Origin of the sequence: Pseudorhodobacter antarcticus (assembly GCF_900110135.1) — a bacterium.
In the GTDB taxonomy this organism is placed as follows: Bacteria; Pseudomonadota; Alphaproteobacteria; order Rhodobacterales; family Rhodobacteraceae; genus Pseudorhodobacter; species Pseudorhodobacter antarcticus.
The window spans coordinates 85,912-111,510 of sequence record NZ_FOCO01000007.1; the positions used below are offsets into that span (position 1 = coordinate 85,912).

Below are 25,599 nucleotides of genomic sequence, written 5' to 3' on the forward strand. Positions count from 1 at the left end.
CGTTTCCTGTTCTGGTTGTTATAAACCTAACCTGAATTGCGCCCGGGGCCAATGGGGATGCGTTAAGCCGTCGCAGGTGCGGGTGACGTGCTGCACCGGGTTCGGTGTTGCGGGGCGTTAAGTGTTGCGGCGCGGGCCTGCGCGGCGGGTGGAGAGGAGCAGATTGGTTTCCGAGGTGACCACGCCATCAATCTCGCGCACGCGAAACATCACCTCATCCAAGTCTAAAAGCGAAGCGGTGCCAATTTCCGCGATCAAATCCCACCGACCATTGGTGGAATGGACCGCTTGCACCGCGGGCAGGCCCGACAAGCGCGCCATCGTGCGTTCCGCCCCGCGCCCTTCAATCGCGATCATCATCAGCGCGCGCACGGGCGTGGCCGACACATCGCCGCGCGTGACGACCGTATAGCCCGCAATGTCGCCGGACGCCTGCAGTCGTTCCATCCGCGCGCGGATGGTGGCGCGGGCGATGTTCAAACGACCCGCGAGTTCGGACAGGCTGGCGCGGCCATCACGGCGCAATTCTGCGATTATGGCGTGATCGGTATCGTCCAATTTGGCACCTTTGCTTTGCTATTTGGTCTAATCATTGGTCATATTGGCAAAATATTAGCTTCAATCTGCCGTTTTCATCAAGCAAAAAGAGGGACGCAGTAATGGAGGGTCCGATGGCCAAAACCTGTATTCTGATCGGTGCGCCCATTGATGCGGGGCAGCGCCGCCCCGGTTGCCTGATGGGGCCAGCCGCCTACCGGGTGGCGGGGCTGGCGCAAACGCTGTGCGATTTGGGGCATGGCGTGCAAGATCGCGGCGATGTTGAGGTGACGCTGGCACTGGACGCCACCTGCGCCAACCCGGCCGTTCATTCGCTGCCAGAGGTGGTGGGCATGGCGAATGCACTGCGCGAGGCCACGGATGCGGCGCTGGAAACCGGGTTTCCGATCATCATGGGCGGCGATCATTCGCTGGCACTAGGGTCGGTTGCGGGGGCGGCCAAACATGCGGCGGATAAGGGCAAGCCGTTGTTTTTGCTGTGGCTGGATGCCCATTCCGATTTTCACACGCCGCTGACCACCACAAGTGGCAACCTGCACGGCACCCCTGTTGCCTATATCATCGGGCGCGACGGGTTTGATGCGTTTGGCGCCTTCCCTGCCCCGGTGCCGCCCGAAAACATCTGCCTGTTTGGGATTAGGTCGGTTGATCCGGCGGAACATGCAGCCCTGTTGATCCATGATCTGGAAATCAACGATATGCGGGTTTTGGACGAATATGGCATCGTCAAACCCCTGCGCGATTTTCTGGACAAGGTCGTGGCGGCGGGCGGCATGTTGCATGTGTCGCTGGACGTGGACTTTTTGGACCCGTCAGTGGCGCCTGCGGTGGGCACAACCGTTCCAGGCGGCACCACCATTCGCGAGGCGCATCTGGTCATGGAATTGCTGCACGAATCTGGGTTGGTGACATCGCTGGATTTGGTAGAACTGAACCCCTTTTTGGATGAACGTGGCCGCACAGCGCGGCTGATGGTGGACCTTGTGGCATCGCTTATGGGGCGCAAAGTGTTTGACCGCCCGACCCGCAGCTTTGGTTGATTTTTGGAGACTATGATGACCGCCCCTTCAAAACAGGCATATGTGCCTTTTGTTAGCGTTGCCAATATGATGAAGCTAGTTCTTTATGTTGGATTGGAGCGCGTTTTGACCGATTTATGCGCCGAAATTGAGGATGATTTTCGCCGTTGGGGGGAGTTTGACAAAACCCCGCGCGTGGCCAGTCATTCCGACGTGGGTGTGATCGAACTGATGCCCACATCAGACGGGGAAACCTATGGGTTCAAATATGTAAACGGGCATCCGGGCAACATGAAGAACGGACTGCAAACCGTTACAGCCTTTGGACTTTTGGCCGATGTGCAGACGGGTTATCCAATCTTGGTGTCAGAAATGACATTGCTGACAGCGTTGCGCACGGCGGCGACATCGGCGATGGCGGCAAAGTGGTTGGCCCCGAAAAATGCCCGCGTGATGGCGCTGATCGGCAATGGCGCGCAGGCGGAGTTTCAAGCGCTGGCGTTCAAAGCGATCTGCGGGATTGAGGAGGTGCGGTTTTATGACATTGACCCCGCTGCCACCGCCAAATGTTTGGAAAATCTTAAGGGTTCGGGGATTAGGCTGATCGCGTGCGCAACAGCAGAGGCGGCAATTGAAGGGGCGCAGATCATCACAACGGTCACGGCGGACAAGCAATATGCGACGATATTAAGCGATAACATGGTTGGCACGGGCGTGCATATCAACGGGGTTGGCGGCGACTGCCCCGGCAAGACGGAGTTGCACCGTGACATTTTGCTGCGGTCGTCGATCTTTGTCGAATATCCGCCCCAAACGCGGGTGGAGGGAGAAATACAAGCGTTGGACCCCGACCATCCGGTGACGGAGTTGTGGCAAGTGATTACAGGGGTGGCGGCAGGGCGCACTGCGGCGGCGGAGGTGACTTTGTTCGATTCTGTCGGCTTTGCGATCGAGGATTTTGCAGCCCTGCGCTATGTCCACGGCAAGGTGGCACAAACCGGGTTTTGTGAGCAGTTGGACATGATCGCGGACCCAGATGACCCAAGGGATTTGTTCGGGATGCTGCTTCGATCGGCATAGGCGTTGCACCGCATGTGGGGGATGGTCTATAGTCAGGGCAACTAGATATAGCCCCAAGGTACGGGGCAGAAACAGAAAGAGCGGCAGACGTGACAGACCGTCCGGAAGACACTGATATCCCTGATGAAATGCCAGAGCGCGAAGGGCTGGAACGTATGGCCCATGCCGGCCCGCAGGTCAGCATCATTGATGAGATGAAAACGGCCTATCTGGATTACGCGATGAGCGTGATTGTCAGCCGCGCGATTCCGGACCTGCGCGATGGGTTGAAACCGGTTCACCGCCGCATTTTGTATGCAATGAATGAGGTCGGCAACACGATTGACAAGCCGTATCGCAAATCGTCGCGCCCGGTGGCGGATACGATGGGCAAATACCACCCGCATGGCGACAGCGCGATTTACGATGCGCTGGTGCGGATGGCGCAGGATTTTTCGATGTCCTTGGTGCTGCTGGACGGTCAGGGCAATTTCGGCTCGATGGACGGCGATCGGGCGGCGGCGTTTCGCTATACCGAAGTGCGCATGGCGAAAACTGCGAACTTTTTGCTGGCGGATATCGACAAGGACACTGTTGATTTTCAAGACAATTATGACGGTAAGGACCGTGAACCAACGGTATTGCCAGCCCGCTATCCCAACATGCTGGTCAATGGCGCGGGCGGCATTGCGGTGGGCATGGCGACCAACATTCCGCCGCATAATTTGGGCGAGGTGATTGACGGCACGCTGGCGCTGATCGCCGACCCGGACCTGTCGACCGAAGGGTTGATGGAGATTATCCCTGCCCCAGATTTTCCAACGGGCGGTGTGATATTGGGCCGGTCCGGCGCGCGAAAAGCCTATCTAGAAGGGCGTGGGTCGGTTGTTATTCGTGCAAAAACCCGGGTGGAGGAGATTCGCAAAGACCGCTGGGCGATTATCATTGATGAAATCCCGTATCAGGTAAACAAATCGTCGATGATCGAGAAGATCGCCGAATTGGTCCGCGAAAAGCGGGTTGAGGGCATTGCGCATGTGCAAGACGAATCGGACCGGACCGGCGTGCGCGTGGTGATCGAATTGAAGCGCGATGCGACGGCGGATGTGGTGCTGAACCAGCTGTTCCGGTTCTCGCCCATGCAAATCCATTTTGGCTGCAATATGTTGGCGCTGAATGGCGGGCGGCCCGAACAGTTGACGCTGCGCGATTTTCTGACCAACTTCATCACCTTCCGCGAGGAGGTGGTGGCCCGGCGCACCGCGTTTGAATTGCGCAAAGCGCGGGAACGCAGTCACATTTTGTGTGGTTTGGCCGTGGCCGTGTCGAATGTGGATGAGGTGGTCGCAACCATTAGATCATCCGCCGATGCGGGTGAGGCGCGCGAGCGGTTGATGACGCGGCGCTGGCCTGCGGGAGAAATTATCCCCTTTATTCAATTAATTGACGACCCGAGCCACAAAGTGAACGACGACGGCACCTATAATCTGTCGGAAATTCAGGCCCGCGCGATTTTGGACCTGCGGTTGCAGCGTTTGACCGCCTTTGGCGTCGGCGAAATCACGGATGAGTTGGCGGAACTGGCGGGCAAGATCAAAGACTACCTTGAAATTCTGGGCAGCCGTGAGCGTATCATGGCCATTATCGCCGCCGAATTGACCGAAGTGCGCGAGCTGTTCGCCGTGCCGCGCCGGACCGAAATCTCGGATTGGTCCGGCGATATGGAGGATGAGGACCTGATCGAGCGTGAGGATATGGTCGTGACCATCACCTCGGGCGGGTACATCAAGCGCACACCTTTGCATGAATTCCGGGCGCAACGCCGCGGTGGCAAGGGGTTGTCGTCGATGTCGACCAAAGAAGATGACGTGGTGACGACGCTATTTGTGGCCAACACGCATACGCAACTGCTGTTTTTCACAACCGATGGCATGGTTTACAAGCTGAAATGCTGGCGTTTGCCGCTGTCGGGGCGCAATGCGCGCGGCAAGGCGATGGTCAACATTCTGCCAATCGTGGCGGGCGTTTCGATCGCGGCGATTTTGCCGGTGGATGTGCCGGACACCGAATGGGATGATTTGCAGATTTTCTTTGCCACGTCAGATGGCGATGTGCGGCAAAACGCACTTTCGGATTTCACCAATGTGATGCGCAATGGCAAAATCGCGATGCGTTTGCCTGAAGGGGTATCGCTGGTAAACGCCCGTATTTGCGATGAAAATGACGATATTATGCTGGTGACTTCGGGCGGGAGGGCCATCCGCTTTCCAACGACCGAGGTGCGGGTTTTCAAAAGCCGCGGGTCGACGGGGGTGCGCGGCATTAGGCTGGCAGAAGGCGACAGCGTGGTGTCCATGTCCGTGATCCGGCATTTTGACGCCACGCCAGACGAACGTGCCGCCTATTTGAAGATGCGCCGCCAGCAAGAGGGCGTGATGGATGACGTGGACGCCGAGGAGGAGGACGTCGCGGTTGTGGGCGAATTGCCACCGGAACGGTTCGCCGAAATGCAGGCATATGAAGATCTGATTTTAACCATTACGCAAGGTGGGTCGGGCAAACTGTCGTCCAGTCATGATTATCCAGTGCGCGGACGTGGGGGCCAAGGGGTAAAGGCGATGGCGGGCCGCAATGGCGCGCTAGTCGCATGCTTCCCTGTGGATCGGACCGATCAGGTGATGCTTGCCACCTCTACCGGGCAGTCGATTCGGGTGCCGGTGGATCAGATTTCGTTCCGTTCGCGGGCGGCGGGTGGGGTCAAAGTGTTCAACACAGGGGCCGCGGAAGTGGTCGTTTCGGTTGCACGCGTGGCCGAACAAGCCGATGACGTGGTCGAGGCAGAGGTTTTGGACAGCGTTGACACAACCAGCGCCGAATGATCGACGCTTTGGCGCGGGCATTAGAGGAATTGGCGCGACGGAGGGAGATTATTTCCTATGGCGCGCTGGCCCGGCAGCTGGAGATTGTTGGCCCTGCCAGCATTGCGAGACTGACCGCTGCGCTGGAGGCAACGATGGCGCAAGATACAGCACAAGGGCGGCCGTTACGAGCCGCCCTTTGCTATGCGCGGGGCAGCGATTTGCCTGCAAAAGGGTTTTTCGAAACGGCGCGCCATTTGGGGGTGGATTTTGGGCCCGAACCAGCGGCCTTTGTCGCGGCGCAGCGCGAAAAGCTGTTCACGGCTTCGTAACCCCTGCCTGCTAACCTGCCCCAAAGCAAACTGGGGGCCATAATGAACCTGTATCACTGTATGATTGAGTTGAAAGACGGCGCACGCGCGCTGGCCTTTGCAGCGGTGGTGGAGGTGTGGATGAATGGGCTGCAAGAAAAGGGCTTGATTGTGCGGTGGCGTTTAATGCGGCGCAAACTGGGCCTTGCCTCTGGCAGTCTGACGGATTTTCTGTTGGAGGTGGAGCTGGAAAGCCTGGGGCAGCTTGATACCTTCTTTGATACGTTGAGCAAACAAGACGCCGAAATGGCGCGGCGATACGAACAGATGCATCAAATGATCGCCCGGTCTGAGGTAGGGTTGTACCGCCCCTACCCCGATCAGCAACAACAAGAACGGATTGCATTGATCTAGGCGATAAGGCGGGCTACATGACCGCCTATGGAACAGGTTTTAAACATCATCGGCGGCGGAATGGCCGGATCAGAGGCGGCTTGGCAAGCGGCCCAAGTGGGCGTGCGCGTGGTCATCCACGAAATGCGGCCAAAGGTTGGTACTTTTGCCCATCGTACGGGCAATTTGGCGGAAATGGTGTGTTCAAACTCTTTCCGGTCGGATGATGATGAGCAAAATGCCGTGGGCCTGTTGCATTGGGAAATGGGGGCAGCGGACGGTATAATTATGCAGACCGCGCGCGCGCACAGATTGCCTGCGGGTGGCGCGTTGGCGGTGGACCGCGATCCCTTTGCGGCGGCGGTTACGGAAAAACTGTTGGCGCACCCTTTGATTTCGGTGTCTTATGAGGAGGTTACAGAACTTCCCTCATCTGGTCATTGGATTATCGCGACGGGCCCGCTGACATCTGGGGCGCTGGCAGAGAGTATTCGCGCAGCGACCGGGGCCGATGCATTGGCGTTTTTTGATGCCATCGCCCCTATCGTTTACGCCGAAAGCGTGGACATGTCGGTGGCCTGGATGCAGTCGCGCTATGACAAGGGCGAAACGGCCGAAGAACAAGTCGCCTATATGAACTGCCCGATGACCAAAGAGCAGTATGAAGGGTTCATCGACGCCCTTTTGGCGGCTGAAAAAACCGAGTTTCATGAAGGTGAAACCGCAGGATATTTCGACGGATGCTTGCCGATTGAGGTGATGGCGGAGCGCGGCCGCGAAACGTTGCGGTTTGGCCCGATGAAGCCTGTGGGCCTGACCAATCCGCACAATCCAATGAAGCCCTATGCCGTAGTGCAGTTGCGCCGCGATAACAAGCTGGGGACGCTTTACAATATCGTCGGTTTTCAAACCAAGATGAAGTACGGCGCGCAAACCGCTGTTTTTAAAATGATTCCCGGCTTGCAGGATGCAAGCTTTGCACGGCTTGGTGGTATTCACCGTAACACGTTTATCAATTCCCCCACCTTGCTGGACGATCAGATGCGCCTACGCAGCCAGCCCAATATCCGCTTTGCTGGGCAGATCACGGGCGTCGAAGGGTATGTTGAAAGTGCTGCGATGGGCCTTATCGCCGGGCGTATGGCCGCGACCGAGATTTTGGGCGGAACATTATCAGCCCCCCCGCCAGATACGGCGATGGGCGCGTTGATCACCCACATCACCGGCGGGGCCGAAGCGAAAACCTTTCAGCCGATGAACGTGAATTTTGGTCTTTTCCCGCCGATTGACGCAAAAGGTGGGCGACGCGGGCGCAAAGATCGGTACAAAGCCTATACGGACCGGGCCAAGCAGGCATTTACGGAATGGCTTTCCTAACGCGCTTTGCGCCCTCCCCGACTGGCCCTTTGCACTTGGGCCACGCGTATTCAGCGCTTTTGGCACAAGATATGGCGCAGGCCGCGGGTGGCACAGTCTTGCTGCGGATTGAGGATATTGACCAAAGCCGCAGCAGGCCCAAATGGGAAACACAGATTTATGATGACCTTCAATGGCTTGGCCTGAATTGGCCACGACCCGTGATGCGCCAATCGGATCGTTTGCCTGTATATCGCACAGCCCTTGATAGGCTTTTGGCGCGTGGCCTGATTTACATCTGCACCTGTTCGCGCCGCGATATCGACATGGCCCTAAGTGCGCCGCAAGAGGGCGTGACTGTGGGACCAGACGGGCCGATCTATCCCGGGACCTGTCGCGCGGCACAGCACCGCGATGGTAAAAATGGGGTTTTCCGCCTAAACATGGCGGCGGCGATGGATTTGGTGGCTGATGTTAACTTTATCGAAACGGGGCCATGTCATACTGGCACCATAATCCGGACACGGGCGGATTATTTGGATGGGATTGGCGATATCGTGCTGGCGCGGCGCGATATGGGCACCTCATATCATTTATCTGTGGTTTTGGACGATGCAGCGCAGGGGGTCACACATGTGCTGCGTGGTGAGGATTTGTTTGAAGCGACCGCAATACATGTGGTTTTGCAACGATTGTTGAACCTTGCCACGCCGATATATCACCACCACCCCCTGATCCGTGACGCGGCGGGCAAGCGGTTGGCAAAACGTGATGACGCCCGCGCAATAGCGAAATATCGGGCAGAGGGCACCACCCCTGCCAATATTCGGCGCATGATCGGCCTATGATAACATCGGATCAGCGGTGATCACCTCATCCCCATCGCGGACCACGGTGTAAAAACAAGACCGGCGCAACGTATGACAGGCCGGGCCCGCTTGATCGACCCGCAGCAACAGACAATCACGGTCACAATCGATGCGCAATTCCACCAATTTCTGTACATGGCCAGAGGTTTTGCCTTTTGCCCAAAACGCCTGCCGCGACCGCGACCAATAGGTGACCTGCCGCGTGGCAAGCGTTCGGGCGATCGCCTCGGTGTTCATCCACGCGAACATCAGCACCTCGCCACTGATATGATCCTGAGCAATCGCCGGAATCAGGCCTTGCGCATTGAACTTTAGCGTAGACGGGTCAAATGACATCAGAGTTTTCCTTTGCAACAGCGCACACGCCCCCTATCTATGCGCAACGGCTGGATGATTGAAACGGGTTTTGACCCATCAACGACCGCAAACCGGCAAAAGGAGGGGTTCCATGAGCGACGCCGAGATGATGAAGCTTTATTCTGGGCGCATTTTGGAACTTGCAGCACATATTCCGCATGTGGGCCGCCTGCCCGCCCCGCAAAGTACGTCGCGCAAACGGTCGCCATTGTGCGGTTCGGTTGTGACCGTGGACGTGGTGATGCAAAATGGCCGGGTGGTGGAATTTGCCCAAGATGTAAAGGCCTGCGCCTTGGGCCAGGCGGCAGCTGCCGTAGTGGGGTCTGCGGTGATCGGGCAAACAGCGGCGGGCCTTGCCATAGCACGCGACGCATTACGCGAGATGCTGGCGGCGGATGGCCCGGTGCCAAGCGCACCTTTTGATGGGTTTGCTGCGCTTGCGCCCGCACGAGACTTCAAGAACAGGCACGCATCGATCCTTCTGGCGCTGGAAGCGGCGACAGAAGCCGCTGAAACTGCATAAAAAAACCGCCGCGCACCCCAAGGGTGGCGGCGGCAAGGGGCGTATCTGACGGGCGCAGCTGGGGAGGGACACCCCCATAAAATGCGTGGCACAGGTTTGGGACAGGTGCGCACGCCCGAGGCAACAGATCGCGGGCAGTAAACTTAAATTAGGGACGGCAAGGACAGGCCTGCGACCAGCACGGCAAACAGCGACAACACCCCAAATGCATCCTCCCACAGGGTTGCGGACGAACGGGCGGCGACGGCTTTGATTTCGGTGATCATTGGAACCTCCTTATTTGTTCTTACATTGTTCTCACATTCTTCACGGGCTGTAAAGAACTTTATGAGAACATCTTAGAACAAAAAGGGTTAACCGACCGCAATCAACCGAATTGCGCGATCTTGGTCCAACAACCATAGCAACATGCGCACCGCCTGCCCGCGTACTGAGGTTAGATCAGGATCATCATGCAGCAATTTGCGCGCGTCCGATTGCGCAACCGCCATCAAGGCGGTCTGACGTTCCATATCAGCCACCCGAAACCGTGGCAGGCCAGATTGCGCGGTGCCGATCAGGTCGCCAGCCCCCCGCATGGCAAGGTCTTCTTCGGCAATCCGAAAGCCGTCCTCGGTATCGCGCAGGATCTTCAGACGGCGCTCCCCTGTCTCGCTTAAGGGGGCTTGGTACAACAGCAAGCAAGTGGAATGTGCCGACCCACGCCCAACCCTGCCCCGCAATTGGTGCAATTGTGCCAGACCAAAGGTTTCCGCCCGCTCGATCACCATGATCGACGCGTTGGGCACGTTCACGCCAACCTCAATCACCGTGGTTGCCACCAAAACTTTGGCGCGCCCAGCCACAAACCCGGCCATTGCAGCGTCTTTTTCTGCGGCTGGCATTTGGCCATGCACCATCGCCACCACCCCCTCGCCCAGCGTGGCGCGCAACTGCTCAAACCGCGCTTGCGCCGATGCGTAATCAAGGACCTCGCTATCCTCCACCAAAGGGCAAACCCAATAGGCCTGCCGCCCTTCGGCCACAGCGCGGCGCAGTTTTTCAACCACTTCATCAATGCGCACTGTCGGGACCAACGCGGTTTGAATCGGTTTGCGCCCCGCTGGTTTTTCATCCAGTACCGACACATCCATATCGCCGTAACTGGCCAAGGCAAGGCTGCGCGGAATCGGCGTAGCGGTCATGACCAGCACATCAACCGACTGCCCCTTGGCCCCCAATTCCATCCGCTGGGCAACACCAAAGCGGTGCTGTTCGTCTATGATCGACAGACGAAGATCATGAAAAACAACGTCTTTTTGAAAAACCGCGTGGGTGCCAACCAGTATCTGGATTCGCCCAGCGGCAAGATCGGCCAGTTTGCGCACACGCTCAGCCCCCTTGTCGCGGCCCGTCAACAACTCCAGCCGTACCCCCGCTAAGGCAGCCAAATCTTGCAATCCGGTCAGGTGCTGACGCGCCAAAATCTCGGTTGGGGCCATCATCACGCCTTGACCGCCTGCCTCAACCGCGACCAAAAGCGCCAGAAAGGCGACCAGCGTTTTGCCAGACCCCACATCGCCTTGCAGCAATCGGTTCATCCGCACCGGCAACGCCATGTCGGCCATAATTTCAGCCACCGCACGCGATTGTGCGCCCGTTGGCGCATAGGGCAAAGCGGCCAAAACCGTCTGTTGCAATGCGCCTGCGGCCACCGTTGCGCGCCCTTTGGCACGGCGCTGCGAGGCGCGCGCCAAAGACAGCGTGACCTGATGCGCAAAAAATTCATCATAGGCAAGCCGCAACCGGGCCGAGGCCGTCGGCGCAAAATCCGCGTTGCTGCTGGGGCTGTGGCCAGACCGGATGGCATCCGCCCAGTCGGGCCAGTTTTCCAGCGCTTTTTGGCCCGAATCAATCCATTCCGCCAAATCTGGCAAGCGCCCAAGGGTTGAACCGACAGCCTTTGCCACCATTTTTTGGGTAATCCCTGCCGTCAGGGGGTACACGGGTTCAAAGGGTGGCAGCTCCCCCGCCTCCTCCAGTCGCAAAACATGATCGGGATGGACCATTTGCACAATGCCATCGAACGCTTCGACACGGCCCGAAATAAGGCGCTTTTCTCCAGTTGGCAGCAATTTTTGCAGATATTCCCCGCGCGCATGGAAAAACACCAGCTGAAAATCTAATGCCGCGTCCGCAACCAAAATCCGGTACGGGCGACCTTTGCTGTGCGGTGCCATGTGCTGGCCCACCGTCACCTCGACGGTCACAGTGACAGGCGGCACGACATCGCGAACCGAGGCGCGGCGCGCCCGGTCCACGCCCGAATGTGGCAGCAAAAACAACAAATCCTTGGGGCGTTCGACCCCAAGTGCGGCAAAGGCCCGCGCCGTTTTTGGGCCAATTCCATCCAAAGTTTCTAGATCTGCAAACAGCGGGAACAGGATTTCAGGCCGGCTCATGCATCGCCTATCAGGGCAAGCCAGCCATCTTCATCCATGATTTCAATACCCAAGGCCGCTGCGGCTTTGGCTTTTGACCCAGCACCCGGACCTGCGACCAGTAAATCCGTCTTGGCCGAAACCGAGCCGGACACTTTTGCACCTAGACTTTCGGCGCGGGCCTTTGCTTCGGCGCGGGTCATTTTTTCCAACGACCCGGTGAACACGACCGTTTTTCCAACAACAGGGCTGTCAACCGATGCGCGGGCCATGACAGGCTGCACGTCAAGTTCGCGGATCAGCGCATCAATCGCAGCCCGTTCCCCAGTATTTTGAAAGGTTGCAACGGCGGACGCGGCCAACACCGCCCCCACACCATCAATGGCCAACAGCTCCTCCCAAGCCGCACCTTGACCGATGTCGGCTTGGGTCATCGCCGCCTCAAACGCGGGCCAAGTGCTGTAGCGATTGGCCAACAAATTGGCTGAATTTTCGCCAATATGGCGGATACCCAAGGCAAAAATCACGCGGTTCAAAGGGATTTTGCGTTTTTCATCAATCGCCTCAAACAAGTTCTGCGCCGATTTATCCCCCCAACCTTCACGGTTTTTCACCTGCTGCAAACCCGACCCAAACCGCGCCCGCAGCGTAAAAATATCTGCGGGCGTCTTGACCCAACCATCGCGGTAAAACGCCTCCACCTGCTTTGCACCAAGGCCTTCGATGTCAAAAGCGGCACGGCTTACGAAATGGCGCAACCGTTCGACGGCTTGGGCGGGACAGATCAAACCGCCCGTACAGCGGCGCACAGCATCGCCATCCTCACGCAAGGCACGCGAGCGACATTCAGGGCAAACAGTTGGAAAATCAAAGGGTTGCACATCATCAGGGCGTTTGAACACATCAACATCCGCAATTTTCGGAATGACATCACCCGCGCGATATACCTGCACCCAATCGCCGATCCGAATATCTTTACCGCCGCGAATTTCCGCCCCTTTGCTATCACGCCCCGCGATATAATCTTCATTGTGCAAGGTTGCGTTGGACACCACAACGCCGCCCACGGTCACAGGTTGCAGACGCGCCACGGGTGACAATGCGCCCGTCCGCCCAACTTGAATGTCGATAGACTGCAGACGCGTCCAAGCCACTTCCGCCGCAAATTTATGTGCAATCGCCCAACGGGGGGTGCTGGACCGGAACCCAAGGCGGCGTTGAAGGGCCAAATCGTTAACCTTGTAGACCACGCCATCAATATCATAGCCAAGCGTCGCGCGCTGCGCCTCGATCATGCGGTAATGCGCCTCCAACGCAAGAGCAGAGGGGCAGATCGCAGTCAAAGGGTTTGTCGCAAAACCAAGCGATTTCAATTGGTTAATGGCATCCATCTGCGTGTGCGCCAAGGGATCAGACAGCGCACCCCAAGCATAGGCAAAAAACCGCAGGGGACGTTCTGCCGTAATCCGCGCATCCAGTTGGCGCAACGACCCTGCTGCGGCATTGCGCGGGTTGGCAAAACTTTTGCCCCCGCGAGCGGTCTGGCGCGTGTTCAGGTCAGCAAAATCAGCATGGCTCATGTAAACCTCGCCGCGCACTTCTAACACGTCGGGCGCACCTTGCAGAGTGTGCGGAATATCCGCGATGGTGCGCGCATTTTCTGTAACATTTTCGCCCACTTCGCCGTCACCGCGCGTGGCCGCCTGCACCAAGTGTCCCTGTTCATAGCGCAGGGATAGGGAAAGACCGTCGATCTTCGGTTCGGCGGTAAAATCCAACGGCCCCATGTGACCCAGGTACTTACGCACCCTATCCTCAAAATCGACGACATCTGCGGCGTCAAACGCGTTTTCAAGGCTAAGCATGCGCACCTCATGCGCCACTTTGCCAAAACCATCTGCCACCGGGGCACCGACTTGGTCCGTGGCGCTATCGGCGCGCTTCAGATGCGGAAACCGCGCCTCAATCGCAAGGTTGCGTTGCTTTAACAGATCATAGACAGCATCCGAAATCTCGGGGGCATCATCCGTGTGATACGCAGCGTTTGCGGTGTTCAGCGCTTGCGCAAGTCGGGCCAGCTCTGCGCTGGCCTCCGCTTGTGTCAGGCCGGCCACTGCTGCATCCTGCATTTTTTGAGACATGATCCCCCCTCGCCCGCAATCAACACAGGTTTAGGGGCAGGTCACGCCCGCGTCCAGATGCCAGTCACGCACCAATGGCAAAACGCGCTTCACCCTCGCCCTGCGCTGGGTCGCGCAACACATACCCACGGCCCCAGACCGTTTCGATATGGTTCACACCACCCGTCGCCTCCGCCAGTTTTTTGCGCAATTTGCAGATGAACACGTCGATAATTTTCAACTCAGGCTCATCCATGCCGCCATAAAGATGGTTCAAGAACATCTCCTTGGTCAGTGTGGTGCCTTTGCGCAACGACAAAAGTTCCAGCATTTGATACTCTTTGCCAGTCAAATGCACAGTCTTGCTGTCAACCTCAACCGTTTTTGCATCAAGGTTCACGCAGACCTTTCCGGTCTTAATAATTGATTGCGAATGACCTTTGGAGCGTCGAATGATCGCATGGATCCGTGCCACCAATTCCTCGCGGTGAAACGGTTTGGTCATATAGTCATCGGCCCCAAAGCCAAAGCCTTTCAGCTTACTTTCGGTATCATCGGCCCCCGACAGAATCAAAATAGGCGTGTCGATCCGTGCCAGCCGCAATTGGCGCAGCACGTCATGCCCGCTCATATCCGGCAGATTGATATCCAACAAAATTAAATCGTAATCATACAGTTTTGCAAGATCGATCCCCTCCTCGCCCAAGTCCGTGCAAAACACGTTCAGGTTGGCATGGGTCAGCATCAATTCGATGCTGCGTGAGGTGGTGGGATCGTCTTCAACCAAAAGGATTCGCATATTCAGTAACTCCGCATCTAGCCGCATTCATTAACCACTTTGCAGACGAATGGTTAACTGAGAGTTACTGTCACAAAGCCTATTGAAAAAACAATCTAAAGTTGTCTGTATTTCTGAATTGCTGTCACTTTTAGGGCATTTTCGCCATGAACCTCCACCGCGGCGCGCCACAAAGCGAATTCCTCAGCCGACAGGGCATAGCGTTCCAACGCCTCTGATTCGGGGATAAGGCCATAGACCACCGCCTTGACAACAATCGCTTTTCGGCTGGCGACCCAGCGCCGCGTGTCCGCAGGCGGCAGATCAGCCCGGTTTAGGACCGTTCCATCTGGAAGCGTGACTTGCCGGGGACCATCAACTTTTTTCAAATACATCACCAACCCTCACCTTTGGGGGTCAGATTGCCGGATTACCCTTAATCAAGCGTAAAACGTGGGGTTGGAGAGTGCGTTGCATTTTCCTATATTACAACACATCAGAATAGAGGTTTGAAAATGTCGCTTGATCACCCCCTTAACTCCCTTGGTTTTGCCAAGCCCCCTGCCGAGACGCGGGTCGTGGTCGCCATGTCCGGGGGTGTCGACAGCTCTGCCGTGGCGGCGCAACTGGCATCAGAAGGGTATGATGTGGTCGGCGTGACCTTGCAGCTGTATGACCACGGGGCGGCCTTGGCGAAAAAAGGGGCCTGTTGTGCGGGGCGCGATATCCATGATGCGCGGCGCGTGGCGGAGACCATGGGGTTCCCGCATTATGTTTTGGACTATGAAAACACGTTTCGCGCGGCGGTGATGGATGAGTTTGCCGACGCCTATCTGGCGGGGGCGACGCCGGTGCCGTGCATTCGCTGCAACGAACGCGTGAAATTTAAGGACCTGTTGAACACCGCGCACGATTTAGATGCGGATTGTATGGCGACGGGGCACTATATTCAACGCAAGGACGGCGTGGCGGGCCCGGAATTGCACATGGCGGCGGACCACGCGCGCGACCAAAGTTATTTCTTGTTTTCAACCACGGCGGAGCAGTTGGCCTATTTGCGATTTCCTTTGGGGCATCTGGAAAGCAAGGCCGAGACGCGGGCGTTGGCGGCGAAGTTTGGGTTGACGGTGGCGGACAAACCCGACAGCCAGGATATTTGTTTTGTGCCGAACGGAAATTATGCGGCTGTCATTGAAAAACTGCGGCCCGGTGCGGCCGATCCGGGCGAGATTGTGGATATGGAGGGCCGGGTGTTGGGGGAGCATCGCGGGGTGATTCACTATACAATCGGGCAGCGGCGCGGCCTTGGGATTGGGGGGTTAGACGATCCTTTGTATGTGGTAAAACTGGACGCGGAGTTGAAGCGGGTTGTGGTGGGGCCGAAGGAGGCGCTGTCGACCCGGATGGTGCCGCTGCGTGAGATCAATTGGTTGGGGGACGCGCCCTTGGACAGCCGAGCGGAATGGCATGTGATGGTCAAGGTGCGGTCCACGCGCGCGCCGCGCAGGGCGATTTTGCGGCCCCTTTCAGCGACCACGGCGACGGTGGAATTGTTGAGCCCGGAGGAAGGCGTATCGCCTGGGCAGGCCTGCGTGTTTTATGAAGGTGAGGGCAGCCGGGTTTTGGGCGGCGGCTGGGTGTGGCGCGGGTAAGGATCGCGCGCGATGCGATTGGTAGCGCGTTGATTTTATTTGAGTTTGGTTTTTTTGTTAAGAGAATTTTAAGAAATTGAACCGCGATTTCATGCGGTAAAATAGGTGCCTGCGGCGCAGGTATTTTTGCCAAGATGAATTTAGAAAGCGCGGTTTAGGGCCTTTAGGACCGAATGGGCGGCGCGCAGGTTTGGCGGTTCGCCGCCTTGCCCCAAGCGTTGCATTGTGAGGTGCATGGCGGCATGTTGGGCGGCTGTGGCGGGGCCGTTTTGCATCAAGGATAACAAGGCGGGCGCGAGGTTTTGCGCGGTGCAATCGGGGCCGAGAAATTCGGGGATTGTGCGCGTTTCAGACACCAGATTGACCAAGGTGACAGTATCGACCAGCGCGGCGCGGCGCATCAGCCATAGAGTGATAGGGTTCATTTTATAAGCAATGACCATCGGGCAAGCGTTGGCGGCGAGTTCCAAGGAGACAGTGCCGGAGGCGGCGATGGCGACAGTTGCGTTGGCGAAGGCTGCGCGTTTATGGGTCGCATCTTCAATAATATCGGGCTGTATGGGCCAATCGCGGGTGAGGTCGCGCACAAGAGGCGCCACGCCGCGCACGGTTGGCAAGGCCACGCGCGCTGTGGGGTGGTGGGCTTTTAGGAGGGCGAGGGTTTGGCCGATGATGGGGGCGAGGAGGGACACTTCGCCACGCCGCGAGCCGGGGAGGGCAAGGATGAGAGGGCTGGTTTGTGGAGTTTTGAGCGCCAAGGGTTCGCTGACAACCGGGTGGCCAACGAAATCGCAGGTCATGCCTGCGGCCTGCATCAAAGGCGGTTCAAACGGCAAAAGCGCCAGAACATGGTCGATATAGGCGGCCATTTTGGCGGCGCGGCCGGGACGCCATGCCCAAACAGAAGGGGCGACGTAATGGATTGTTTTCATTGCGGGCCGGGCCGCTTTGACGATTTTGGCCACGCGCAGGCAAAAATCGGGGCTGTCGATGGTGATGAGGGCGTCCGCGTTTTCGGCCAAGGTCGCTGCGGCGCTTTGGGCGATGCGGCGTTTGAGGGCCCGGTATTTGGGCAGAATTTCGGCGATGCCCATCACCGAGAGTTCCTCCATCGGGAAAAGCGAGGCAAGCCCTTCGGCCTGCATCAAAGGTCCGCCAATACCGTGGAATTGAAGGTTTGGGACGAGGGTTTTGAGAGCCTGCATCAGCGCCGCACCGAGGCGGTCCCCCGAGGGTTCGCCCGCGATGAGCGTGAGTTTCATGGCTGTCCCTGATCGTCGCGCGACCACAGGAACAGGCCGAGCGCATTGGCTTGGGTTATGAGCGCGGGTTGGTCGAGGAGGATGACGCCGCCCGTTTGAAACGCTATACCGCCAAGGCCAGCGCGCGCAACCATATCAAGGGTTTGCGGGCCGATGGTGGGTTGGTCAATGCGGATATCTTGGCCGGGTTTGGGGGTTTTGAAATAGAGGCCACGGGTGGCGCGAGGGCGCAAATTGGCGGGGATTTGCATGACCCCTGCCAGCATCGCATCGGTGCCCGTCAGGGTTTCCACGGCAAGGCAAAGGCCCGCCTGCACCACTGCGCCCTGCCCCACATCCACGGCCCCCAAGGCGGCGGTGATGGTGGCGGCACGCATGGCATCGTTGCGATCCTGGTCGGTGATCTGGCCCGCAAGGAGGCCGGGACCGGGGGTAAGATGCGGGGCGATATCGGTCGCGCCGACGATTTTTAGATCAAATTCGGTGAAAATGTTAAGCACTTCGCGCAATGTGGCATCATCGCCCGATTGCATCGCCGCGATCAAGCGCGGGACCATTTGCGCGGTCAAAGGATCGAACAAGGACGGGTCGAGAACGGGGCGCTGCACGGCCCCTGCGAAACAGACGCGCGTTATTCCTTGATCTATCAAATGGTTGAGGAAAGGGACCAACCGTTCAATGCGGAAATGCAGATCGGGGGTGAGGCCCGTTGGCGTGAAACCGTCAAGCGCCGCGATGAGGGGTTTTTGCGGCATTTGGGCGGCGAGGATAGCGGGCAGTCCCCCTGCCCCGGCGATGATCGCGATATCGGTCATTTTGGCGTTAGGAACGAACGGTCGCTGGCGGACAGGATGAAATCGGTCATTTCGCGCACATGCGGGCTGTCTGATTCGTCGGCCAAACGGCGGGCGCGGTCAAGGAACGTACCATCACCTTGGGCCAGCATTTGGTATCCGGCGCGCAGGGCAGTGATTTCTGACCGTTCCACGCCGCGACGTTTGAGGCCGACGAGGTTCAACCCATCAAGTTCGCCGCGCGGCCCTTGCACCAAGCCATGCGGCAGAACGTCATTGGTGACCATTGTGACGGCGCCGATGATCGCGCCATGCCCCACGCGCACCCATTGATGCACGCCCGACAACCCGCCTATGATCACATCATCGCCAATTTGGCAATGGCCCGCGACCGCTGCTTGGTTGGCAAGGATGACGCGGTTGCCCACTTGGGCGTCATGGCCGATATGCGAGCCGGTCATCAGCAAGCAATCATCGCCAACGCGGGTGATGCCGCCGCCACCCGAGGTGCCGGTGTTCAGCGTAGCACCTTCGCGGATGCGGCAGCGTGCGCCGACGATAAGGCGGGTGCGTTCGCCTTTGAATTTCAGGTCTTGCGGCACCTCGCCCACGCAGGCGAAAGGGAAAATGATGGTGCCAGTGCCAATGTCGGTCCAGCCCGTCACGACCGCATGGGATTTGAGGGTGACGTTTTCGGCAAGGGTGACTTCGGGCCCCACGATGCAGAACGGGCCAATGGTGCAGCCTGCGCCGATGGTGGCGCCCGGTTCGACAATGGCTGTGGGGTGGATGGTGGCGGTCATGCTTTTGGCAGGTCCATCATGGCGGTAAATTCAGCTTGGGCGCACAATTCTCCATCGACCAGAGCGCGGCCTTCAAATTTCCAGACCTTGCCGCCGCCGCGTTTGACAGTGACATGCAGTTCCATCACATCGCCCGGCACGACCATGCGGCGGAATTTCACCGCGTCCAGCCCCATGAAATAGACCAGCAGGTTTTTATCGGCAAGGTTGAGCGAGACGCCGACGAGAACGCCCGAAGTTTGAGCCAGCGCCTCAATAATCTGGACGCCGGGGAACACGGGTTTGCCGGGGAAATGCCCTTGGAATTGCGGTTCGTTCATTGTGACGCATTTGATGCCGACGGCGGATTGGTTGGGGACGATATCGCGGACTTTATCAACCAAAAGAAAGGGGTAGCGGTGCGGCAGGATGCGCTGGATCAGGGCGATGTCGGCGGTGGTGGGGATGGGGGGTGCGGCATCGATCATCGGGGTACTCCATCATAACAAACTGCGCGGGGCGGTAGGGTTTGGCTATCAAAGCGGGCCTGCGGGCGCAAGGTTAGGGGGTGGCTGGCGGGGTTAGGCGGGCGTCGATGCGGTCGATGGCGGCCTGGGTGATGTCGGCGCGGTCAAGGCTGAGGATGATGGTGGAGCGGTCGACCAGCATCACAGCCCCCATTTCTTGCATCATTTCGGCAAGGATGGGCACGGCTTCGTCAAAAAACCTTTGTTGGTCAAGGTCGCGTTGGCGTTTCAGGTCGCGGTCTTTGATGCCCCAAGCGGCACGGATCCCTTCGACCTTGTCGTCAAAGGCGCTGGCGAGAGGGGCGAATTCGGCGGGGGGCAAAGTGGCGCGGCGTTCGGTGAGCAGGCGTTCCTCAATCTCGAGGTCCGATTCGATTTGGCGAATTTCGGATTGCAGCGCGCGCGAGGCGGCTTCGAGGGCGGTGAGGGATGCCTTGCCAAAAGCGCTGTCGGTGAACAGGCGTTGCTGGTCGATGGCGACAATCGGGGATTGGAAGGGGGCGGTTAGGGCGGGTGCGGGTGCAGGTGCAGGCGCGGTCTGGGCATAAGCCAAGGGCGGTGCGCATAGCACCGCCCCCAGCAAAAGGACCAAGACCCGCCGCATCAGAACGATGACGAAATGGTCAAATCGAACTTACGTTCTTTGTCGTAGCTTTCTTTCTTGATCGCGCGAGCAATGTTGAAGCGCAACGGGCCGATAGGCGTGTCCCAAAACAGCGACACACCGATGCTGGCGCGCAGGTTTGCGCTGTCATCCACGGCACCGATTGGGCCCCCCACGGGGCCGCCGTTCACGTTATCAAGGCTCCACACCGTGCCAACATCTGCGAACACGCCGCCTTTGATGTTGTATTCATCGGGCAGACCGATTGGAAACTCTGCATCAAACCGGGCAACGGCGTACATATTGCCGCCCAATGCGTCTTGGTTTACGGCGTTCAGATCGCGCGGGCCGATGCCGTTGCTTTCAAACCCACGAATTTTCGAGTTCAAAAAGAACCGTTCCGTCACACGGGAGTTGTTCTTGCTGGTGTTCAGCATCCCGCCTTCAAAAACCGCGCGCAGCGTTAGATCATCGTTCAGCACCCGGCGTTCCGCCAAGGCGAGCGCGTTGGTGTTGATAAATTGCAAATCCCCACCCAAGCCAGCGAAATCCTGGCTAAAGCGCAACAAGATGCCGCCGTTTGGATCAAGCCCCGTGGTGCGCGTATCATAGGCAAAGGCGTAGCCGATGGAGGAGGAGAATTGCCCCCCCACCGCCTCCTCGGCATGCAAAATGACGGAGGAATTTGGTCCAACGTCCGAAATGCGGCTTTCGGATAGTTTATAGTTCAGCTGAAGCGTGCTGTTTTCACCGACAGGGAACCCGATGCCAAAGCCGATATTGGCGTCGCGGGTGTTGTAAAACGCATTCGCATTGTCGGTTTCGGTATAGCCCGCAAAGACCGAAAAATTCAAATCCCGGCCCAAAAACGCTGGTTCAGAGAAGTTGAAAGCCGCGGTTTTATTATCCGTTCCAGTCCCAAGCGAGAGGCCGATGGTTTGGCCACGGCCAAGGAAGTTGGTTTCTTGAAACGCGGCGTTCAGGCCAACACCCGAATCCGCGCCATAGGTCACGCCAAAGGACAGCGAGCCTGTGGGCTGCTCTTCGACATCGACATTGACGATGACTTGGTCAGGCGCGCTGCCTTGTTCGGCATCCACCTTGGCATCTTTGAAAAAGCCAAGCGCGCGGATGCGTTCCGCGGCGCGGCGCACTTCGCGCGGGTTGAAGGGGTCCCCCTCGGCGGCCCGAAATTCACGGCGGATCACGGAATCGAGGGTTGTGGTGTTGCCTTCGATATCAATGCGTTCCACGAAAACGCGATCACCTTTGGAGATCACAAATTCCACATCCAACGTCAAACCGCGTGGGTTGCGGGTGATGCGCGGTTCAAACTTGACGAAATTCAAGCCTTTGCGCAGCGCAAGGTTTTCCATACGGGTGATGTTGTTTTCGATCACGGTGGGGGTGTAGGTCACGCCCGAGCGCAGTTTTTGCACCGCTTCAAATTCGGCGGCGTCAATTTCGGGGATTTCCGAAATGGTAGACACCCGGCCCACTTTGAAACTTTGGCCTTCGCGCACGTTGAACGTGACGAAAAAGCCATCACGTTCACGGGTCACTTCGCCAACAGCATCCAGCACTTGGAAATCGGCATACCCGCGCGCGGCGTAGAAATCGCGCAGCAATTGTTTGTCAAATTCGATGCGGTCGGCGATGAATGTGTCGGATTGGATGATGCTGCGGAAAAGCCCTGCCTGTTTGGTGGCCAGCACTTGGCGCAAACGGCGGTCGGAAAACGCGCGGTTGCCGACGAAAGACAAACGCTCCACCTCGACCACTTTGCCTTCTTTGATGTCGAACACCAGATCGACGCGGTTGCCGGACCGGCGGATGATGCGCGGATCAACGGTGACGGCGAACCGCCCCCCCTCTTGATACGCTTTGGTGATTTCGGCGGCGTCCGCCTCGGCTTGCGCGGGGGAAAACACGCGGCGCGATTGGGATTTGATGATGCCAGCCAGCATTTCATCTTTCAAACGGCGGTTGCCTTCGAAATTGATGACGCTGATGGTGGGAAATTCTTTGACCGCGATCACAAGGGTGCCACCTTGGGGCGTGATTTGCACGCTTTCAAACAGACCTGCGGCGGAAATACGCTGGAATGCGTCGTTCAATTCGCCCGCGCTGACCGTTTGGCCCTGCCCGATTCCGGCGTAAGATAGAATGGTGGCTGCGTCGACGCGTTCATTCCCTTCCACCTTTACGGTGGAAAAGCTGTAAGATTGCGCCGCTGCAGGCGTGCCCATCCCCAGCGAAGTGATTGAGAGAATTGCGAAAACCGAAAGGGCGGCGCTGTGCCGACCAAATTGGCGCAAGATGTTGCGGGAGACTGGACCCCGTTCCGCAATATACATTGTTCTGCCCCATTTTGTTACTATTTCCCCCTGATTAGCGGGAATGTAACGGCTTGTCAAAAGGGCAGAGTGGCTTATTGTTTCAATATCTTGCAGTAATGTCGAATTGCTGCGCCAGATTAGGTGTTCAAGATCAGGGATTAACGATCATATTGCCAAAAATGGCGCCTGCCATCAGGCCGACCAGAACGGTGCCCACGCTGAAGAAGCGGTCCCAGTTCAACCCGATCAAAAGGGAAACCCCACGATAGCCCATTTTTACAGTTTGCATCACACGCCCCTTTCGTTGCTGGGTATCCGACCTTAATAGCGGGCGATTATGGCGTGATTTGGGCAATCGCGATGGATTGGCGCGATTGCCCCGTGTTTTTTGGTGGGATGATTAGGCCCCAGCTCGGAGGCCCCAGTTCGGAGCCCCCAGTGGTCGGTTATGGGCAAAACAGATCATTGCCCAAGGCAAACACCATCAGCGACATCAAAAGGCCAAGCCCGACCATCATCATCACGCGCAAAACGCGATCAGATGGGGGTTTGCCTGTAATCGCCTCATACGCGTGAAACACAAGGTGGCCGCCATCAAGCACGGGGATGGGAAACAGGTTCATCAAGCCCACGGCGGTGGAAAGTGCCGCAATCAGCATAATGAAGGTGGAAATACCTTGGGTTGCAGCAGCCGAGGAGGATTGCGCGATGCCGATGGGGCCGCGCAAGTTGCAGGTGGAAATGGCCCCGGTGATGATGTGGGTCAGCCCCGAGAATGTGGTGGTGACCAGCCCCCAAGTGCGTTCGGCGCTGATGGTGACCACCTCAATTGGGCCTGGGGTATAGACGGCGGGACGAAACATCAGCCCCTCGCCCAGACCGATCAGATAGCGTTCTTCAAATCCGCCTTCGGGCAAGGGATTGGTGGTGAGGCGCGGGGTCAGGGTGGTGTCAAAGATGGTGCCATCCGCGCCATTGTCGCGCCAGATTTTCAACGATAGCGGTGCGTCTTTGCTTTCCTTTACATAGGCCACAAGGTCGGTAAAGGCGGTGACGGGTTGGCCGTCAATGGCCATGATTACGTCACCTTCGGCCAGCCCTGCGTCCATTGCCGCCGATTCCAGCGCGATGGAACCAACAAGCGCGGGGAACGGAAACGGCCCGGTGATGGTCACGTCCGACCCGCCCCGCGCCACGGTATAATCGACGGTGGCGGCGGTTGGCAGGGCGCGGGCGGTGGTGACGAAGCTTTGCAAATCGGGGGTCACGGTGCCGTTTACGGCCAAAATCTCATCCCCGGGGCGCAGGGTTTGCGCGGCATTGGGCAAGGGTTTGACATCGGTGATCAAGGCGCGGTCGCCTGCGACGCCAAAATGCAGGATGACGCCCATATAGATGACCATCGTCAGGATGAAGTTGAACAAGGGGCCCGCGAACACGGTGGCAGAGCGGGCCCACAGGGGCGCGCCGTGCATGGTGTGGCGGCGTTCGGCGGCGGTCATGGTGCTGATGGTGGTGCCGTCTTTGCCCGATGCAGCGTCGGCGTCGCCCAGGAATTTGACGTAGCCGCCAAAGGGAATGGCCGCAAACTGCCAGCGGGTGCCGCGTTTATCGACGCGAGAGAGGAGGACGGGGCCAAAGCCAAGCGAGAACACTTCGGCGTGGATACCGGTCCAGCGGCCGACGATGTAATGGCCATATTCATGGACAGCGACGATGATGGACAAAGCGACGACGAAGGCCGCAAGCGTCCATGCGAGATTGCCAAAGGACGGGATCAGGTTGACGATTTCCACGGGTGTTATGTTCCTTACTGCAACGATTTGGCCTGCTAAGTTTTAGCCTGCCACGATTTGACCGCTTCCGCGGCGGTCTTTCTTGCGAGATGGTCCATCGCCAGCACATCCTCAAGGGCGGTCGCGGCAATTTGAAGGCTATTTTGCCGCGAAAGTTGGGAAAGTGTGGTTTCCACCACCTGCGCCATGCCCAGAAACGGCAATTGGCCCGCGATAAAGCCGTCCAGCGCGATTTCTTTGGCGGCGTTAAAGGCGGCCCCCGACAGGCCACGGGTTTCCATCACATCGCGCGCAAGGCGTAGGGCGGGAAAGCGGGCGGGATCGGGGGCTTCAAAATTCAGGGTGGCGAGTTTGGCGAGGTTGAGGCGTTCGACGGGCACATGGCCCCGCTGCGGCCAGTGCAGCGCGTAGCCGATGGCGTGGCGCATATCGGCGGGGCCAAGGTGGGCCATGATACCACCATCGGTAAAGCCGACCAGCGCGTGGATGATGGATTGGGGGTGAACGATCACTTCGATCTGGTCAGGGGTAAAGCCGAAAAATTCACGGGTTTCAATGAGTTCCAAGGCTTTGTTAAACATGGACGCACTGTCGATAGAGATGCGCTGACCCATGGACCAATTGGGGTGCGCGACCGCTTGGGCAGGCGTGATGGCGTGCATTTGGTCCATCGTAAAGCTGCGGAACGGCCCGCCTGAGGCTGTGATGATGACGCGTTCGACCGCTTCTTTATCCTCTCCCACTAAAGCTTGGAACACGGCGGAATGTTCGCTGTCGACGGGCAGCAAGGTGGCACCGAATTTGGCGGCGGTGGCCATCAGTAAAGGCCCGGCCGTGACCAGACTTTCCTTATTGGCCAATGCCAGCGTGCCGCCGTGGCGCAGGGCGCGCAGACCCGGCACCAAACCTGCCGCCCCCACGATGCCCGACATCACCCAATCGGCGGGGCGATCGGCGGCATCGGCAATGGCGGCAGCGCCTGCGGCACAGTCGATGCCCGTGCCTGCAAGGGCGTCGCGCAACGCGTCCAGCAGATCATCATGCGCGGTCACCGCAATTTCGGCCTGCAGCGCGCGGGCCATTTCGGCCAGACGGGGAATGTTGCGCGCGCCTGTCAGGGCCACGGTGCGGTAGGCGGCAGGGCCACCGCCGCGCATAATCAGATCAAACGTGCTTTCGCCAATCGAGCCCGTCGCGCCAAAAATAGAGATGGAGCGCACGG

The 25,599-nt window shown here is 58.2% G+C and carries 25 protein-coding genes; 9 read left to right on the forward strand and 16 right to left on the reverse strand.

The window, feature by feature from the left end:
- Positions 1 to 117 precede the first annotated feature (117 nt).
- Positions 118 to 558, reverse strand: coding sequence for an Lrp/AsnC family transcriptional regulator (locus BMY36_RS05165; protein ID WP_050519076.1), 441 nt, complete (start codon positions 556 to 558; stop codon positions 118 to 120).
- A gap of 113 nt (positions 559 to 671) precedes the next feature.
- Here BMY36_RS05165 and rocF point away from each other — a divergent pair, with 113 nt between their 5' ends.
- The 7 genes from rocF to gluQRS all read left to right on the forward strand — a co-directional run bounded on the left by rocF (position 672) and on the right by gluQRS (position 8,402).
- Positions 672 to 1,598 carry an arginase gene (gene rocF, locus BMY36_RS05170; RefSeq protein ID WP_082224795.1) on the forward strand — a complete coding sequence of 309 codons (927 nt, stop codon included), beginning with the start codon at positions 672 to 674 and terminating at the stop codon, positions 1,596 to 1,598.
- 15 nt (positions 1,599 to 1,613) lie between these two features.
- Complete coding sequence (locus BMY36_RS05175; protein WP_050519126.1) at positions 1,614 to 2,657, forward strand: ornithine cyclodeaminase; 1,044 nt, start codon at positions 1,614 to 1,616, stop codon at positions 2,655 to 2,657.
- A 128-nt stretch (positions 2,658 to 2,785) separates the two neighbouring features.
- Positions 2,786 to 5,515, forward strand: a complete 2,730-nt coding sequence (gene gyrA / locus BMY36_RS05180) for a DNA gyrase subunit A (protein ID WP_175469253.1) — start codon at positions 2,786 to 2,788, stop codon at positions 5,513 to 5,515.
- Entirely contained in the window at positions 5,512 to 5,826 is a 315-nt protein-coding gene (locus tag BMY36_RS05185) for a hypothetical protein (protein ID WP_050519079.1), read from the forward strand. Before gyrA ends, BMY36_RS05185 begins: the two co-directional genes overlap by 4 nt.
- Before the next feature lie 42 nt (positions 5,827 to 5,868).
- Positions 5,869 to 6,219, forward strand: coding sequence for a DUF6614 family protein (locus BMY36_RS05190; RefSeq protein WP_050519080.1), 351 nt, complete (start codon positions 5,869 to 5,871; stop codon positions 6,217 to 6,219).
- Between the two features lie 27 nt (positions 6,220 to 6,246).
- A complete protein-coding gene (gene trmFO, locus BMY36_RS05195; RefSeq protein ID WP_050519081.1) occupies positions 6,247 to 7,575 on the forward strand; it encodes a methylenetetrahydrofolate--tRNA-(uracil(54)-C(5))-methyltransferase (FADH(2)-oxidizing) TrmFO in 1,329 nt (442 codons plus the stop codon).
- Entirely contained in the window at positions 7,563 to 8,402 is an 840-nt protein-coding gene (gene gluQRS, locus BMY36_RS05200) for a tRNA glutamyl-Q(34) synthetase GluQRS (protein ID WP_050519082.1), read from the forward strand. The genes trmFO and gluQRS overlap by 13 nt, the downstream gene beginning before the upstream one ends.
- On the opposite strand, the gene hisI is transcribed toward gluQRS, so the two are convergent.
- Positions 8,397 to 8,759, reverse strand: coding sequence for a phosphoribosyl-AMP cyclohydrolase (gene hisI / locus BMY36_RS05205; RefSeq protein ID WP_050519083.1), 363 nt, complete (start codon positions 8,757 to 8,759; stop codon positions 8,397 to 8,399). The genes gluQRS and hisI overlap by 6 nt on opposite strands.
- Before the next feature lie 112 nt (positions 8,760 to 8,871).
- On the opposite strand from hisI, the gene BMY36_RS05210 reads away from it, so the two are divergent.
- Positions 8,872 to 9,303, forward strand: coding sequence for an iron-sulfur cluster assembly scaffold protein (locus tag BMY36_RS05210; RefSeq protein WP_050519084.1), 432 nt, complete (start codon positions 8,872 to 8,874; stop codon positions 9,301 to 9,303).
- A 143-nt stretch (positions 9,304 to 9,446) separates the two neighbouring features.
- On the opposite strand, the gene BMY36_RS20730 is transcribed toward BMY36_RS05210, so the two are convergent.
- From BMY36_RS20730 to sciP, 5 genes are all read right to left on the reverse strand, one after another.
- Positions 9,447 to 9,569, reverse strand: coding sequence for a hypothetical protein (locus BMY36_RS20730; protein WP_269430823.1), 123 nt, complete (start codon positions 9,567 to 9,569; stop codon positions 9,447 to 9,449).
- Positions 9,570 to 9,656: 87 nt separating this feature from the next.
- Entirely contained in the window at positions 9,657 to 11,744 is a 2,088-nt protein-coding gene (recG, locus tag BMY36_RS05215; RefSeq protein WP_050519085.1) for an ATP-dependent DNA helicase RecG, read from the reverse strand.
- Positions 11,741 to 13,852, reverse strand: a complete 2,112-nt coding sequence (gene ligA, locus BMY36_RS05220) for an NAD-dependent DNA ligase LigA (protein ID WP_050519086.1) — start codon at positions 13,850 to 13,852, stop codon at positions 11,741 to 11,743. The genes recG and ligA overlap by 4 nt, the downstream gene beginning before the upstream one ends.
- A 76-nt stretch (positions 13,853 to 13,928) precedes the next feature.
- The gene (ctrA, locus tag BMY36_RS05225) at positions 13,929 to 14,642 is read right to left on the reverse strand and encodes a response regulator transcription factor CtrA (protein WP_050519127.1); all 714 of its coding nucleotides are present in this window, start codon (positions 14,640 to 14,642) and stop codon (positions 13,929 to 13,931) included.
- A 95-nt stretch (positions 14,643 to 14,737) separates the two neighbouring features.
- Positions 14,738 to 15,016, reverse strand: coding sequence for a CtrA inhibitor SciP (sciP, locus tag BMY36_RS05230; protein ID WP_050519087.1), 279 nt, complete (start codon positions 15,014 to 15,016; stop codon positions 14,738 to 14,740).
- 120 nt (positions 15,017 to 15,136) lie between these two features.
- Here sciP and mnmA point away from each other — a divergent pair, with 120 nt between their 5' ends.
- A complete protein-coding gene (mnmA, locus tag BMY36_RS05235; protein ID WP_050519088.1) occupies positions 15,137 to 16,273 on the forward strand; it encodes a tRNA 2-thiouridine(34) synthase MnmA in 1,137 nt (378 codons plus the stop codon).
- A 140-nt stretch (positions 16,274 to 16,413) separates the two neighbouring features.
- Here mnmA and lpxB read toward each other — a convergent pair whose 3' ends face one another.
- From lpxB to dxr, 9 genes are all read right to left on the reverse strand, one after another.
- Entirely contained in the window at positions 16,414 to 17,535 is a 1,122-nt protein-coding gene (gene lpxB, locus BMY36_RS05240; RefSeq protein WP_050519089.1) for a lipid-A-disaccharide synthase, read from the reverse strand.
- On the reverse strand, positions 17,532 to 18,350 hold the full coding sequence (locus BMY36_RS05245) for an LpxI family protein (RefSeq protein ID WP_050519090.1): 819 nt from the start codon (positions 18,348 to 18,350) through the stop codon (positions 17,532 to 17,534). Before BMY36_RS05245 ends, lpxB begins: the two co-directional genes overlap by 4 nt.
- Positions 18,347 to 19,132 (reverse strand): acyl-ACP--UDP-N-acetylglucosamine O-acyltransferase, encoded by a 786-nt coding sequence (gene lpxA, locus BMY36_RS05250; RefSeq protein WP_050519091.1) that lies wholly within the window; start codon positions 19,130 to 19,132, stop codon positions 18,347 to 18,349. Before lpxA ends, BMY36_RS05245 begins: the two co-directional genes overlap by 4 nt.
- Positions 19,129 to 19,599: a 3-hydroxyacyl-ACP dehydratase FabZ gene (gene fabZ / locus BMY36_RS05255; protein ID WP_050519092.1), complete on the reverse strand. Its 471-nt coding sequence runs from the start codon at positions 19,597 to 19,599 to the stop codon at positions 19,129 to 19,131. The genes lpxA and fabZ overlap by 4 nt, the downstream gene beginning before the upstream one ends.
- 73 nt (positions 19,600 to 19,672) lie before the next feature.
- The gene (locus BMY36_RS05260) at positions 19,673 to 20,242 is read right to left on the reverse strand and encodes an OmpH/Skp family outer membrane protein (protein WP_050519093.1); all 570 of its coding nucleotides are present in this window, start codon (positions 20,240 to 20,242) and stop codon (positions 19,673 to 19,675) included.
- Positions 20,242 to 22,599: an outer membrane protein assembly factor BamA gene (bamA, locus tag BMY36_RS05265; protein WP_082224790.1), complete on the reverse strand. Its 2,358-nt coding sequence runs from the start codon at positions 22,597 to 22,599 to the stop codon at positions 20,242 to 20,244. Before bamA ends, BMY36_RS05260 begins: the two co-directional genes overlap by 1 nt.
- Before the next feature lie 133 nt (positions 22,600 to 22,732).
- On the reverse strand, positions 22,733 to 22,870 hold the full coding sequence (locus BMY36_RS19835) for a hypothetical protein (protein ID WP_175469251.1): 138 nt from the start codon (positions 22,868 to 22,870) through the stop codon (positions 22,733 to 22,735).
- Positions 22,871 to 23,027: 157 nt separating this feature from the next.
- On the reverse strand, positions 23,028 to 24,377 hold the full coding sequence (gene rseP / locus BMY36_RS05270) for an RIP metalloprotease RseP (RefSeq protein ID WP_050519094.1): 1,350 nt from the start codon (positions 24,375 to 24,377) through the stop codon (positions 23,028 to 23,030).
- Positions 24,378 to 24,412: 35 nt separating this feature from the next.
- Positions 24,413 to 25,597 (reverse strand): 1-deoxy-D-xylulose-5-phosphate reductoisomerase, encoded by a 1,185-nt coding sequence (gene dxr, locus BMY36_RS05275; protein ID WP_050519095.1) that lies wholly within the window; start codon positions 25,595 to 25,597, stop codon positions 24,413 to 24,415.
- Positions 25,598 to 25,599: the final 2 nt, after the last annotated feature.

Bases quoted from the DNA above. Each gene is read 5' to 3' on its own strand.
- rocF (WP_082224795.1), top strand. From the start codon at position 672: ATGGCCAAAACCTGTATTCTGATCGGTGCGCCCATTGATGCGGGGCAG.
- BMY36_RS05175 (WP_050519126.1), top strand. From the start codon at position 1,614: ATGACCGCCCCTTCAAAACAGGCATATGTGCCTTTTGTTAGCGTTGCC.
- gyrA (WP_175469253.1), top strand. From the start codon at position 2,786: ATGCCAGAGCGCGAAGGGCTGGAACGTATGGCCCATGCCGGCCCGCAG.
- BMY36_RS05185 (WP_050519079.1), top strand. From the start codon at position 5,512: ATGATCGACGCTTTGGCGCGGGCATTAGAGGAATTGGCGCGACGGAGG.
- BMY36_RS05190 (WP_050519080.1), top strand. From the start codon at position 5,869: ATGAACCTGTATCACTGTATGATTGAGTTGAAAGACGGCGCACGCGCG.
- trmFO (WP_050519081.1), top strand. From the start codon at position 6,247: ATGGAACAGGTTTTAAACATCATCGGCGGCGGAATGGCCGGATCAGAG.
- gluQRS (WP_050519082.1), top strand. From the start codon at position 7,563: ATGGCTTTCCTAACGCGCTTTGCGCCCTCCCCGACTGGCCCTTTGCAC.
- hisI (WP_050519083.1), bottom strand. From the start codon at position 8,759: ATGTCATTTGACCCGTCTACGCTAAAGTTCAATGCGCAAGGCCTGATT.
- BMY36_RS05210 (WP_050519084.1), top strand. From the start codon at position 8,872: ATGAGCGACGCCGAGATGATGAAGCTTTATTCTGGGCGCATTTTGGAA.
- BMY36_RS20730 (WP_269430823.1), bottom strand. From the start codon at position 9,569: ATGATCACCGAAATCAAAGCCGTCGCCGCCCGTTCGTCCGCAACCCTG.
- recG (WP_050519085.1), bottom strand. From the start codon at position 11,744: ATGAGCCGGCCTGAAATCCTGTTCCCGCTGTTTGCAGATCTAGAAACT.
- ligA (WP_050519086.1), bottom strand. From the start codon at position 13,852: ATGCAGGATGCAGCAGTGGCCGGCCTGACACAAGCGGAGGCCAGCGCA.
- ctrA (WP_050519127.1), bottom strand. From the start codon at position 14,642: ATGCGAATCCTTTTGGTTGAAGACGATCCCACCACCTCACGCAGCATC.
- sciP (WP_050519087.1), bottom strand. From the start codon at position 15,016: ATGTATTTGAAAAAAGTTGATGGTCCCCGGCAAGTCACGCTTCCAGAT.
- mnmA (WP_050519088.1), top strand. From the start codon at position 15,137: ATGTCGCTTGATCACCCCCTTAACTCCCTTGGTTTTGCCAAGCCCCCT.
- lpxB (WP_050519089.1), bottom strand. From the start codon at position 17,535: ATGAAACTCACGCTCATCGCGGGCGAACCCTCGGGGGACCGCCTCGGT.
- BMY36_RS05245 (WP_050519090.1), bottom strand. From the start codon at position 18,350: ATGACCGATATCGCGATCATCGCCGGGGCAGGGGGACTGCCCGCTATC.
- lpxA (WP_050519091.1), bottom strand. From the start codon at position 19,132: ATGACCGCCACCATCCACCCCACAGCCATTGTCGAACCGGGCGCCACC.
- fabZ (WP_050519092.1), bottom strand. From the start codon at position 19,599: ATGATCGATGCCGCACCCCCCATCCCCACCACCGCCGACATCGCCCTG.
- BMY36_RS05260 (WP_050519093.1), bottom strand. From the start codon at position 20,242: ATGCGGCGGGTCTTGGTCCTTTTGCTGGGGGCGGTGCTATGCGCACCG.
- bamA (WP_082224790.1), bottom strand. From the start codon at position 22,599: ATGTATATTGCGGAACGGGGTCCAGTCTCCCGCAACATCTTGCGCCAA.
- BMY36_RS19835 (WP_175469251.1), bottom strand. From the start codon at position 22,870: ATGCAAACTGTAAAAATGGGCTATCGTGGGGTTTCCCTTTTGATCGGG.